Below are 12,826 nucleotides of genomic sequence, written 5' to 3'. Positions count from 1 at the left end.
ATCTCTGTCCGATGTGGACGGGATGAACCGGTTCTCCGCGGCCACTTCAGCCCGGCGCGCGGGTCGCGCTGGCCGGAGCGGGCAGGACGGGCCTGCCCATCAGCCGCAACCTGGCCGCGGCGGGGTTCGACGTGCTGGTGACCGACGTCCGGCACGAAGTGGCCGAGGCGGTGATCGCCGGCGGGGCTCGCTGGGACCCCTCCGCGGAGGCGGCCGCGGCGGACGCGCAGGTGCTGATCACCGTCCTTCCGAGACGACGCCGGCGACGGCCGCGAGGTCGCCCCGGGTTTCCGCGCGGTCCTCGTCCGTCCGACCCCCGACAGCTTCACCCAGCAGCTGTTCTCCGAGGTCGACGGCACCAGGACCAAGATCGCGGACGACGCGGTCGCCATCGCCGTGCCGTATTGAGGCTTCAGGACAACTCAGCTGCCGGGACGTGCGACTGGCGGTTCAGGGTGGCGGCTCGATGCCGTCGGGCCGTTCGAGGTCGGAGATCCAAAGGTCAAGCGCCGCCCGTGCGTCCCGCAGAGTGCGTGCCGGCTCGCCGAGTCCGCGCAACGCCAGCCGCCGTTGTTCGAGTCTGGGGCTGCGGAACTTCGGGAAGGCGAGCTTGAGGCACGTGTCGATCATCTGGGCGTGGTAGTGCAGCAGCTGGGTCACCCGGAACTCCAGTGACGCGCGGTCGGCGTCGCCGATGAGGTCCATGGCCCACCCGTGCATCCGGCAGTAGTCGGACGCGACGCGGCCGCCCTGCCGGGCTACCTGCGCCGGGACGTCGCCAGGCTGCGCGCAGGCGTCGATGATCTGCTCGGCGGCGGGCTGGAGTGCGACCGCATGGGTGGCCACCTCCAGCAGCGACCGCAGCGCAACCAGACGCGCGGCAGCGGAATCCTTCGCGCCTGTCACGGCCGCGCTTCGCCGCGGGCGACGTCCCGGAAACCGCATGCGATCCACCAGCCTCGTTGAGCCAGCCCGGAAGCATCCAGTATGAACCGGCACGAGGCGCGCCGCGAGGTGCCGGAGCGCGGATGGCAAGGACGTCGGGGTGCCTGGTCCAGGTGGCTGCTCGCGATGAAAGATCGGCTGGCATTGGTGAGCGAGGCTCACGGTGATCACTACGCGTCGCTCCGGATTGAAGGCTGGGCCGCTCAACCAGCGCACGACGGGTGGGCGTCCCCACAGGAGGCCGAACTGCGGGCGCGGCGAGGAACGTGAGGTCCTGCGGCGGTACACGGCCGCCCTCGAACGCGCGGACGACAACGCGCTGACCAGCCGCCCGGCGCGGGCGGTCACGAGGCCGAGCAGGCCTCTGGCCGGCCGATCATCGAGGAGTGGGTGCCCGATCTGCGTTCGGTTCGAGGTGCGGCCGGCCGCCACCAACCTCCAGCCGATGGCGGCCTCCTGCATCCTGCCCGGCGACCGGCACCGGTCGGTCGCGCTCACCGTGCTGCGCGTCGAGGACGGCCTGGTCGCCGAGACCGCGACGTTCGGCACTGCGTTGTCCCGGGCTTTCGGGCTGCCGGAGGCACTCTGACCCTACTTGCGCGGCAACAGGATCGCGGACGGCCGCTCGGCGTCGTGGAAGATCTCCACCTTCGTCGCCAGCGGCTGTGTCGCGGTCTGCGGCGGGCCGCCGTCGCCGAGGTTGCGGGCGAACCGCGGATGCGCCCCTGCCGACACCTGCACGCGGATCCGGTGGCCGCGCCGGAACACGTGCGCGGTCGGCGACAGGTCGACCGTCACCTTCGTGATCCCGTCGGGCCGCACCTTCACCAGGTCGTCGCAGATGTTGAGGGACTTGCCGCGTCCGTCCACATCGCACAGACGCACGAACAGGTCGCAGGACGGGCGGTCCGCGCGCAGCCACACCTCGGCGGTGACCTCGCCGATCACCTCCACGTCGGCGTCCAGGACCTCGGAGGTGAAGACCAGCACGTCGGCGCGGGCCTCCAGTTTCCGGTTGTCCACCGGCCCTGCGCCCCGGCTCTCCAGTTTCGGCCCGCCCAGTGACGGCGTCGGATCGGCCGGGTCGTAGGTGAACGACGTCGGCGCCGCGGACGCGACCGGTACGGGCCTGAGTTCGCCGGGCGCGAGATGCCAGCGCTGCGGGGTGTAGCCGGCGGGCGGCCACTGGTCGAAGTCACGCCATTCGTCCACGCCCATCACGAAAAGACGCACCGGTGGCTTGCGCGGCGGTTCGGTCCCGCGGGCGTGGGCGGCGGCCCAGCCGACGGTGTCGTTGAGCACTGCGGCCATCCCGCCGGTGTGCGCGTGCCACCACGGCCCGACCGTCAGGTGCGCGTCACGGCCGGCGGCCCTGAGCACCTGGAAGTCGCGGAGCTGGTCGGCGAGGAAGATGTCGTACCAGCCCGCGATCGAGCTGACGGGGACCGTCACCTCGCCGACGGTGGGGGAGTGGTCCTCGTTCTTCCAGTACGGGTCGTTCTGGTCGTAGTGCAGGCATTCCTGGTAGAACGGCCACTGGTGGCCCAGCGCGGCGGTGTCCGCGTCGACCAGCGGGAGCGTGTTCATGGCGTTCTCGACGCGCTTGCGGCCGATGCCGAGCAGCGCGCGCCAGATGCCTCCCGGACGTTCCTGGGTCGCCGTGCTCACGGACCAGCCGAGCAGCGTCTCCAGTTCGGTGCGCTCGGGCCGCAGGAACGCCAGCGCCAGCCGGGCCGACGTCACGTGCGGCACCATCGCCTTGACCTGCGGTGGCGCCTCGGCCGCGATGGCCCACTGGGTGTAGCCGAGGTAGCTGCTGCCGGTCAGCAGCGCGTCGTTGCCCCACGGCTGGTCGGCGAGCCACCGCAGCACGGACAGGCCGTCCTCGCGTTCGTGCCGCATCGCGCGGAAGTCGCCGTCCGAGCCGAACGTGCCGCGGCAGCTGACGGTCAGCACGTGCAGACCACGTTCCGCGAGCGCGCGCCCGTACAACCAGTCCAACGGCCCGCTACGCCCGTACGGCGTGCGCACGACGGCCGTCGGCGCGTTGTGCGAACTGCTGTCGTCCGGTGCCCAGTGGTTCGCCATCAGGGTCTGGCCGTCGTGGGTGGGGATCCGCAGATCCCGTTCCACGGTGACGTTGCGCGAGATGGCCGGAGGGAGCTTCAGCAGCCGCTGCGCGAGCAGACCGGCCGTTTTGCCCGCGAGGTCGAACCGAGGTCGTGTGCCCACGGTGATCTTTCCTATCAAGACCGGGGGCGGACGTCTGGGAGGACGCGCGTCAGTCCTTCACAACAGCGGCCAGGTAGTCGTCGATCGACCGCAGGTTTCTTCGCCATAGACGCCATGAGGTCGCGTTCGGTCTGGACTCTTCTGACGAAGTCCGGCGCCGGGTACGCGGAGTTCGCCGACTCGGCCAGGCACGGCAGAACCGATCCGAAACGCAATGGGCGAGCTGGGGGATCGGCAACGCCGCCGCCTCTTGGTGACCAAGCAGGGTGACAGGCCCGGATGTGGTCTTCGAGGTGTACTGGCGAGCTGGAGTCGTGCGAAGCAGGTGCGAGCGGCAACAGCGTTGGCAAGGCCGCCTGCTCCCTTCCGGACTTGGCGGTCCGAAGCCCGAATGCCGGTGAGAGAGGTCTTGTGCCAGGCGGCTCTCGCGCACTTAGTCGCCGCGGCTGCGACGTTGTGCGCGCATGCTCGGTCAGCACGCGGCGAACCAGACAGCCACCAGGACGTCGGCGCCTTCGTGGTTTCTGGCGTCCCTCGCCTGGTTGGGCGGCTCCTCAACCCGTGACGATCGAAGCCTCCGCCTCACCGACCACGATCGCCGCGGCCTCGGGGAACCTCTCGCTCAGCTCGGGAAGCGACAGGCGCCACGGAACGACCACCATCGCCCGGGCCATCAACCGCCGAGCGTGCGCCGGGCTCGCCCGGCGAGCCAGCACCAGTAGAATCTCGTACTTGTCCTCGGAGTCTTCGAGGTCGAGGACCGTTCTCTCCAGCCACGGAACCGTTCCCCACTCCTCCGCGACCACCCGCAGTTCCTTCGGCGACGTAGCGATCTCCCGTACCAGATCGACGACCTCCGGGTGCTCATCGGCACCGATGCCGGCCACCAGAGTTGTCAGGATCTCCAACGACGCGGAAGGCCGTCGTCGATGCGAAACTTCAGCGAGAGCTTCGCGCACGTGCTGGAGGTAGCCCAACGCGCGATCGCGATCGCCCGCGGCGAACGCGGCCACCACCGCACCGCACCCGACGTCGCTGGCCAGCAGGTCCACGACGTCCGCCAGGGTGGCGTCGGCGAGGTCCAGCAGGGCGGCGGCCCTGTTCGCGTCACCCGCGACGGCATTCGCGACGGCGTGGAGAGCCAGGACGCGCTGCCCCGGCGCCATCACGGAACGGGCAACGCTCTCCGCCCGGTTCAGCTCGCCCCGGTCGACCAACACCTCGACCAGCAGCCGCAAGGCGCGATCGCACTCCGCAGGCGACGCGATCCGCAGGGCGTTCTCCTCCGCTCGGTCGATCTCCCCTGCCAGCGCCGCCCCGTGGCAGATGAGCCGTCGCGCTTGGCTCTGCTGCAGTTCCGTCCTCATGTATCCGGCGAGGACCTCTGCTCGATCCAGATCGCCGACGTGGATGGCCGCCTCCACCGCCTTCATCCGGACCTCGTCGGAGCGCACCGGCAAAGGTGTGTCCGCCGCCAGTCGCACGATCAGATCAAGCAACTCTGCTGTTCCACCTTGCTCGCCGACGTCGTGCACGTCGCCAACGGCCGCCCGCAATGCCTGTGCTACTGAAACCGCGAGCTCAGAAGACAAGTTCTCCCGATGCTTGTCTTCGACGAGCTTCCGCGAGCGCTTGATCAGTACACTCCCGCGCGCGCCGTTCCCCGCCCGCATGAGTGCCGCGCCGACGGACATCAGAGCCGGTGCCCGGCTGGAGACGAAGGGCAGGAACATCGCCGCCGACTCGGCTTCGGCGAGGGCACCGCACTGAATCGCCGCCGTGACGACGAGATTGAGGGCCGGGTCGCGTTCCTGGTCCGGCATCTGCAGTGCCTCAGCGGTCGCCAGGTCGAGCAGCGAGGCCGCGCGAGCGTCGCCGGAATCCGCGCACGCCAGTTCAGCCAAGGCGTCCACGCGCTTCCGAGGCTCGTTCACCCTCCGCACGGCCGCCAACGCTTGCTCCGCCAACCCCTTGGCTCCCGCGCGGACAGCGGCGATGATCTCGGCACTTGTGTTGTCCGCGTCCAGCGATGTCCGGGCGGTTTCTTCCGCCTGTGTGAGCAGCCGTGCGGCCCACGCGATATCGCCGACTTCACGCGCAGCACCTGCGAGCAGGACCAACAGCCGGCCACGTGCGCCGGAGTCTGCAATGAACAATGCGGCGCCCTCACAGGTCGCCACAAGCTGGGCAGCTTGGTCCACCGAGGATGCAAACCACGGTGGTTCGTCCGGGCTCGCGACGCGGGCGAAGCCGGCTTCCGAGACGGGCATCGACCCGATCCGCACATCCCGGAACACCGTATCGAGCAGTTCCTCCAACTCGACGTCGAGTCTGGGGTCCGTGAAGGCGGCGATCTCCGCGACGATGCGTGTCACGCGATCCATGTCCCGTGTCGCCAACGACACAGACGCGGTCGCCACAAGTGCGGCATTCTGCCTGTGTGTCTTGAAAAACGCGCGTGCGACTGCTTCGGCCAGCGAGGCGTCGCGCTGGACCACAGCCGCCGACATGACCTCTTGCAGCACGTCGTCCCGCCACGTAGGGGAGGTGTCAAGCGACTGCGCCACGGCTAGAGCGGAGCGGACGACCTCCCTGCCGAGGTCGACGTGCCCGCGGTCCGCCAGAGCGTGTCCCAGTGTCGACAGCATCTGGATTCGGTGTCCGGGGTGGGGGACGAGTTGGATCGCTTTCACTACTGTGTGGACGAGCTCGTCCGGAGCCGCCGTCATCACATCCAGCATGCCATTACCGGCGTTCATCATTGCCCGCTGGAAACCGACGGGCTCGACATGGTCGTCCGGTTCAGGGGAGCCCGCGGTCATCGCGGACACGATCTCCCCCACGAGGCCCTCTCGCAGGTCCCGCCGTTCTGCTCCGACGATGTCGACAGCCTGACGGACGTATTTCATCGCCGCGTCGACATCGTCGGCGATCATGGCGTGCCAACTCGCGCACAACGTCAGGAGGAGGTGGGCCAGGGTCGAGTCCTCCTCGTCCGGCAGGAGTTCGAGGACGCGCAACCCGGCCTGTTCGCCACGGATCGCGTGCGTGAGCACCGCTGCCTGGACCAACGGCAGCTTGGGTGACTCCAATCCGCGTGCGATGGTCACGGCCAGATCGACGACCTCTCCAGCCTGGTCGAGATCACCCACCTCGGTCATCGCGGCCGCGGCGCGCAGAAGGGCGTCGACCTGCAGCACAGGCTCCCGCATCGTGCGAAGGCCAGCCAGCGGCGCGGCGAACGCGTTCCCAGGAACGCCGGGAAGATTCGCCAACACCCGCACGACCGTGAAGGGCTCACCGATGCGGCAGGCAACCTCGACCGCGAGCCCGGTCTCCCCGGCGTCCATCGCTGCCTTCGCGATCTTTGTCAGGGCCGCAAATCGCCGGTCCACCAGTGGATTCCGCTCAGCGGCGTCCGCCGCTCGCTCGACCAGGGCACCCACATCACCATGCGCCGCGACGAACGTCAACGGCGGGTTCGTCCATTGAAACGGGGGCTGCGAGCGCGATCGCGCTGCCGAGGTGCCCGCGACCGCGGCGGCCGCGAAATCGGCTTCCTCATCGTATGCGTGCGTCATCGCTTCGTCGAACAGGTCCATCGCCATCGCGGTTTGACCGAGTGCCGCAGCCGCCACGGCGATCGACATGAGCCATCCTGCGACTTTGGCGCCGACATACCTCTGCCGGACGGACTTCGCGGCTTCGGTGAGAACGTCCACGCCACAGCGCGTCCCGGCGCGGTCGAAGAGTTCCTTCGCCGCGATGAACAGGAACATTGGGACTGGCAGCGGGGCGGCCAGCACAGAAACCGCCTGGCGGAGCTCGACGTCCAGTCCGAAGGCCAGCGCCTTGACCGCGATCGAACGGGCGGAGGCGTCCCAGCCGTCGTCGTCCTCGAATGACCGGATGGTGTGCGTCGCGAACGCCTCCAGCACGGCGGCTGTTCGCGTTGGTGAGGTCGCGTTGTCGACCAGTGCCCGGACAGCGGCGGAACGATGTGCGTCGCTTGGGATGGCGGCCGTCAGTTCGACGGCTCTGGTCAAATCGCCCGCACTGAGCGCTGCCTCCACCATGCGCCGCAACGCGTCGCCGCGCTTCTCGGAGTCCGGGATGGAACACGCGAGCATCCAGGCCTGTTCGGCCCGGCCCAGCGCGTACCAGAGGCCGGGCGCGGCGACGGGGATGGTGGTGTTGCGGTTGTTCAGGCGGTCGCGGTGGAACACCAGCCTGGCCAGCAGGGGCAGGTCCGGGTCCTCCTGCGCGAGGACCAGGTTCTGGGCGGCGGCGATCTCGGCCAGCGCCGTGACGTCACCGCCGGACACGCTCAGCAGGCGCTCGTGGCGGGCCGGGTCGGCGGCGAGGCCGGCCAGACGGGGCAGGTCGCGTTCGCCGGCGAGCATGTTGCCGTAGCCGCTGAGCAGGTACTCGGGGGTGTCGACAGGCCATTGCCGTGCGCGGTGGTCGTCGGCCCACTCGTGCAGGCGGGCGCGGTAGGTGTCAAGACGCGCGCTGCCGAGCATCTCGCGGGACTTGAGCTGGAGCTCCTCGTGGCCGAGGACGTAGCGCTCCGGACGGTCCGGTTCGTAGAGGCTGGCGCGGGCGGTGAAACTGCGGCCGGCCACCGAACACAGGTGGTCGTTCACCTCGTAGGCGGACCAGCCGGGGAGCAGCTCCGCGAGGTCGGCTGCGGTCAGGCCACCGCCGGCCGCCACCACGAGTCCCAGGAGGTTCTGGCCTGCTCGCGGGTCGGCCAGCAGTGCCTTCAGCTCGCGCTCCATGTCGGCCCGGACCGCCTGGGCGTGCGCCCACGGAACCAGCTCGCGTGCGGTGGCCGGGTTCTTGAGCGGGTGGTCGTCGGGGACGTCGCTGGGGGTCGGCGGGTTGGGACGGCCCGCGATGATCACCCGCATGCCGGCGGGCGGGTGCGCGGGCAACAGTTGGGCGATGCTGTGGGCGTCTGGGCCAGTGGTGACGCCCCGGTCCTCGTCCAGGCCGTCTACCAGGAGGACGAACTCCTCGCCTCGGTCCGCGCAGGCCGCCGCGGCCTTGGGGATCAGGTGCAGCAGGTGGGCCTCCTGCGTGTACTCGTTGAGCAGGGCGGGAGCGGTTTCGCCCAACATCGCGAGAAGCTGCTCGAGGACGTTGGCGATGAACGCCAGGCGGTTGTTCTGGCTGGCCCAGCGCGCCGTGACGAAGAAGGAGATGATCCGGACGCGCTCTGGCGGGTGCAGGACGAACCACGACATCAGTGCCGACTTGCCGGACCAGGCCTCCGCGCGCCACCACCAGTACTGACCACGGGTCTGCGGCGATTGGCAGAAGGCGCGCAGCTCCGCGAGCTCGCGTTCGCGGCCTTGCAGCTGTTCGGGCGCGATGCGGGCCACCTGGCTGCGGTAGTTCGTGTGAACGGGCGTTCCGGTGTAGAGGTTGATGTCACCGATGTTCACGCCCACGCTGACGTAGTTGCGCGCCTCGCCGGGCTCCTCCCTCATACGGGGATCATCGACGATCACCGCGGCCGCGTCACATCGCGAACCGAGTACGTTGTGTTCGGAATCTTCTGAACAGAGTGGAAGATGACGAAGGCCGACTTCACCGGCGCGCAGTCCACGATGCTCGTGACGTCCTACCTGCTGGCCGCCGTCCACGAGCACGGCCTCTATCGGCTGCAGGATGGCAGACTGGTCGAAATCTGATCGATTCACGCTCTCGTCGGCAACTCCGAGAGCCTGTTCGTGCGCGAAGGTATCTCCACCAGACTCAAGTGACCATCGGAAGGTGACGCCGTGGAAGCCTTTGAGTCGTTCGTCGCCTTGACCATGGAAGCGGACACCGAGGACGGCCGCCTCGTGGTGTCCGAGGCGATCAAGTTTCCGGTTGTCCGCCAGACTGCCAAGACCTCGCACGTCGAGTTCCAGACTCACGGTTTCGAGGTCGACCTGGTCGGAGCACGCCGGGACAGGCTGGTTCTCGCCACTGTGAAGTCGTTCTTCGGTTCGCGCGGCGTCGTAGCCGATCACGTGATGGGCAGCCCCCAGACCAAGCGCTTCAACTCGCTGTACGCGCTGATCAACGATCCGGTGGTGCGGGACGCGGTCATCGACGGGGCGAGCCAGCGCTACGGGTACCCGATCGACGAGATCGAACTTCGGCTCTACGTCGGCAAGTTCGCCGGTGGCAAGACGGCTGAGCACGAACGCCGCATCCGTGAGTGGGCCGCAACGCAGATCGTCGGTGCAGGTCCGATCCGGGTCTTCGGCCTGCAGGACATCGTCGCTACCGCGCGCCGGGTTGCTTCGAGCAAGACCTATCGCGACAACCCTGCGTTGGTGGCGATGAAGGTGATGGACGCGGCCGGGATGCTGATCCCGAACGAGCCAGGGCCTCAGTGACGGTTCAAGGGTTCACTATGTAGTTGCGATTCTGGCGGCCGGGTTGGTGATCAATCCGCTTGATCGCCGCCTCTCGCCTCGACTCGCCAACTGGGTGACACCGGGCAGACCATGCTCTGACCTGAGGAGCCGATGCCGACCGCGTTGACGAACGTCGAACTGATGGCTGCGGTGGCAAGCCACCGACCGATGCCATTACCGGTGGCCGAGGCGGATGTTGTCGCCGAGCTGGAGGGCCAATCCAAAACAGCCGCGGACCTGTTCGGCACCTGCGCCGAGAACACCCAGTTGGACTTGACCTTTCTCCGGGAGCGGTCGTCGCCGCGACCGCGCGGATCGCCGCGACGGTCCACATCGGACCGTACGGCGAGCTCGGTGCGGCGCACCGGGACGTGCTGTCCTGGTGCGCCGCCCGAGGCCTCGTGACCACGGGAACCTGTTGGGAGATCTACGGTTCCGACGAGCTCGATCCGTGGACCGAGATCTGCTACGAGCCGGCGTAGACCTCGAACTCGTAGATCCGCGCGGCCGTGTTGCCGTTGTTCGTCGGCGTGGTCACGTTGAGCTTCACGTACCGCGCCTGCCGTTGCGTGATCGGGTGGTACGACCGGCTCGCCCGCACCGAGGACACGGTCACGGCGTTCGTCCAGGTGTTTCCGTCGACAGACGTCTGGATGTTGTACGCACCCGTGTTGAACCCGGTGGTCTCACCGCCGAGCCCCGCGTGCTTCAGCACGAACGACCCGACGTTCTGCGTCGACCCCAGGTCGACCTGCAGGAACTTCGTGCCGGACGCGAGCGAGCACCACTTGCCGGACAGGCTGCCGTCGAACGCCTTCGTCGCCTCCTCGGCCGAGTTGCAGGCCGCGGACGCCGTGGCGGGCTTGCCCAAAGCCAGATTGGCACCAAGGGCAGGAGCCGCCGGCGGGGGAGTGAAGCCGTCGTTGTACGAGGGCGGCACGTCCGTGGCGGCGGTTCCCCACGAGCTGGGCGACGAGCCCATCGCGTAGTTCAGCGTCGCGTCGCCCGAGATGTCGCCGTACCGCAGCCAGGACCGGGAGGACGCAACCCCGTTGCGGTTGAACGACTGCACGTACTGCGCACCGGCACCGGAGGCGTTGATCTGCAGGACACCGCTCGGCCTGGTGATCGTCACGGACGGGAACAGCGGACCGTGCAGCGCGAGCACGTCCGAACCCGGAGTGGACGGGTACATGCCGAGCGCCGCCCAGACGTACCACGCGGAGGTGGCGCCCAGGTCGTCGTTGCCGGGCAGGCCACCGGCCGCCGTCGTGAACGACTCGGTCATCACGCGCCGCACCGCCGCGCTCGTCCCCTGCGGGTAGGCCGCGTAGTTGTACGCCCACGGCACGCCGTGCTCGGGTTCGTTGCCGATGTAGAAGTACGGCAGGCTCAGGCCGCCGTTGAGCTGCGTGAAGTGGTGGTCCAGACGCTGGATCGCGGTGCGCGGGCCGCCCATCAGGTTGATCAGGCTGCCGAAGTTGTAGGGCACCATCCACGTGTACTGCGACGCGTTGCCCTCGGTGTAGCCGGACGGGCTCGCCGGTGTGACCGGCCAGGCCCACGAGCCGTCGGCGTTGCGCTTCTGCACGTAGCCCGACTCGGGGTTGTAGACGTTCTGCCACCACTGGGCGCGCGTCATGTAGGTGTTGTACTTCGCCGTGTCACCGACGGCCCGCGCGAACTGGGCGACGGCGAAGTCGGACGCCGAGTACTCCAGCGAGTCCGACGGGTCCTCGGTGACGTAGTGCCGGCTGAGGTAGCCCGCCTGACGGCCGCGCGTCGGCTGGCCCTGGGTGGTGCCGCCGTTGGAACTCTTGTCCATCAACGCCAGCGCGGCGGCGGTGTCGAAGCCGCGCACGCCGAACGCGTAGAGGCTCGACACGACGATCGGACCGGGGTCGCCGCTCATCACGAAGTGCTCGTTGCTGTTGTGCGACCACTTCGGCAGCAACCCGCCCTGTTGCCCGTCCAGCACCATCGACTTGGCTATGTCACTGGCTTCCGCGGGTGCGAGCAACGCGATCAGCGACGCCCACGAGCGGTAGATGTCCCAGCCCGAGTAGTTCTGGTAGACGGTGTGCGACGCCGTGCGGACGGCCTGGTCGAAGCCGCGGTACTGGCCGTTGACGTCGCTTGCGATGTTCGGGTTCTGGAACACGTGGTACAGCGCCGTGTAGAACTTCTGGAGGTCCGCCGCCGAACCTCCCGACACCTGCGCCTTGTTCAGCACGTCGTTCCACGCGCCGTCGGCAGCGGTTCGAACGCCGGCGAAGTCGAACCCGGAGTTCTCGGCCGCCAGGTTGGCCTGCGCGCCCGCCACGCTGACGAACGAGACGCCGATCTTCAGCTGCACCACGGGGTTCGACGACGTGTCGAACGTGACGTAGCCGCCGGAGTTCACGCCGCTGGTGCTCGCGGACCCTGCGTTCACCGTCCCGCCCAGCCACGTGCCGAAACCCGTTGGCGCGCGGTCGAACTGGATGGCGTAGAAGAGCTGGTAGGTCTTGGACGCGCCGCAGAAGCCGCCGCCGGTGAACGTGCCGGTGAGCTGGCTGCCGTTGATCGCGATCGACCCCGAGCGGTTGCCGGTCGCGCTGCGGCTGCTGTTGACCAGCACCCGTGCGGTGGTGGTCGCCGGGTAGGTGAGCTTCATGAACCCGGTGCGCTTGGTGGCGGTCAGTTCGACGCCGGTGTCGTAGTTGTCGAGGCGGTTCTTGTAGTAGCCGGGCGCGGCCGACTCGTTCGCCTTCGTGTAGTTGCCCGCGTAGGTGGTCCAGTTCGTGCCGGGGGAGGTGGGGAAGCCGGTGGTGATCGGGAGGATGCCGAGGTCCTCGTTGTTGGCGCAGCCCGCGCCGTTGAAGTGGGTGAGGCTGAACTCCTCGATCTTGGTGTCGCTGTAGCGGTAACCGGACGGCGAGGCGGTCGGGGTGTCCGGGCTGAGCTGCACCATGCCGAACGGCACGACGGCGCCGGGGTAGGTGCTGCCGCCCGCGCCGCCGGGGACGGGGTTGGGCGAGTTGGAGTTGTCGGTGCCGATGAACGGGTTCACGTGCTGGGTCAGCGGGATCGGGGCGGCGAGGGCGGGGGTGGCGGTGAAGAGGCCCGCGATGAGCAGACCGGCAACCATCAGGGGGAGTGAGCGTCTGGCACGTCGGTGCAGGGAGCCGAACATGGACCTTCCTCTCTGACACGGGCTGGACAACGTTGTCATCGCCCGAGCGGGCACGAGG

General features: G+C 68.6%; 7 protein-coding genes and 1 pseudogene. 3 read left to right on the top strand and 5 right to left on the bottom strand.

From position 1 onward, the window contains the following. Positions 1 to 68: 68 nt before the first annotated feature. Positions 69 to 197: pseudogene (locus ACH413_RS34280) on the top strand (NAD(P)-binding domain-containing protein); the annotation flags it as partial. Between the two features lie 253 nt (positions 198 to 450). On the opposite strand, the gene ACH413_RS34275 reads toward ACH413_RS34280, so the two are convergent. After that, a complete protein-coding gene (locus tag ACH413_RS34275) occupies positions 451 to 906 on the bottom strand; it encodes a hypothetical protein (protein ID WP_360045007.1) in 456 nt (151 codons plus the stop codon). A 202-nt stretch (positions 907 to 1,108) separates the two neighbouring features. Between ACH413_RS34275 and ACH413_RS34270 the strand changes: the two genes are divergently transcribed. Continuing rightward, positions 1,109 to 1,534, top strand: coding sequence for a hypothetical protein (locus ACH413_RS34270; protein ID WP_360045004.1), 426 nt, complete (start codon positions 1,109 to 1,111; stop codon positions 1,532 to 1,534). 2 nt (positions 1,535 to 1,536) lie between these two features. Here ACH413_RS34270 and ACH413_RS34265 read toward each other — a convergent pair whose 3' ends face one another. Continuing rightward, a complete protein-coding gene (locus ACH413_RS34265; protein ID WP_360045001.1) occupies positions 1,537 to 3,177 on the bottom strand; it encodes a CocE/NonD family hydrolase in 1,641 nt (546 codons plus the stop codon). A 554-nt stretch (positions 3,178 to 3,731) separates the two neighbouring features. Further along, a complete protein-coding gene (locus ACH413_RS34260; RefSeq protein WP_360044998.1) occupies positions 3,732 to 9,200 on the bottom strand; it encodes a hypothetical protein in 5,469 nt (1,822 codons plus the stop codon). 3 nt (positions 9,201 to 9,203) lie between these two features. Here ACH413_RS34260 and ACH413_RS34255 point away from each other — a divergent pair, with 3 nt between their 5' ends. After that, positions 9,204 to 9,572, top strand: a complete 369-nt coding sequence (locus tag ACH413_RS34255) for a hypothetical protein (RefSeq protein ID WP_360044995.1) — start codon at positions 9,204 to 9,206, stop codon at positions 9,570 to 9,572. 50 nt (positions 9,573 to 9,622) lie between these two features. Here the strand turns inward: ACH413_RS34255 and ACH413_RS34250 are convergent, their stop codons facing one another. Next, positions 9,623 to 9,958, bottom strand: a complete 336-nt coding sequence (locus ACH413_RS34250; protein ID WP_360044992.1) for a hypothetical protein — start codon at positions 9,956 to 9,958, stop codon at positions 9,623 to 9,625. 101 nt (positions 9,959 to 10,059) lie between these two features. Beyond that, the gene (locus ACH413_RS34245) at positions 10,060 to 12,768 is read right to left on the bottom strand and encodes a GH92 family glycosyl hydrolase (protein ID WP_360044989.1); all 2,709 of its coding nucleotides are present in this window, start codon (positions 12,766 to 12,768) and stop codon (positions 10,060 to 10,062) included. Positions 12,769 to 12,826 lie beyond the last annotated feature (58 nt).

Origin of the sequence: Lentzea sp. NPDC020367 (assembly GCF_044387305.1) — a bacterium.
In the GTDB taxonomy this organism is placed as follows: domain Bacteria; phylum Actinomycetota; class Actinomycetes; order Mycobacteriales; family Pseudonocardiaceae; genus Lentzea.
Note: the sequence above shows the minus strand (reverse complement) of the source record. Positions and strands in the feature narration are given on the sequence as shown.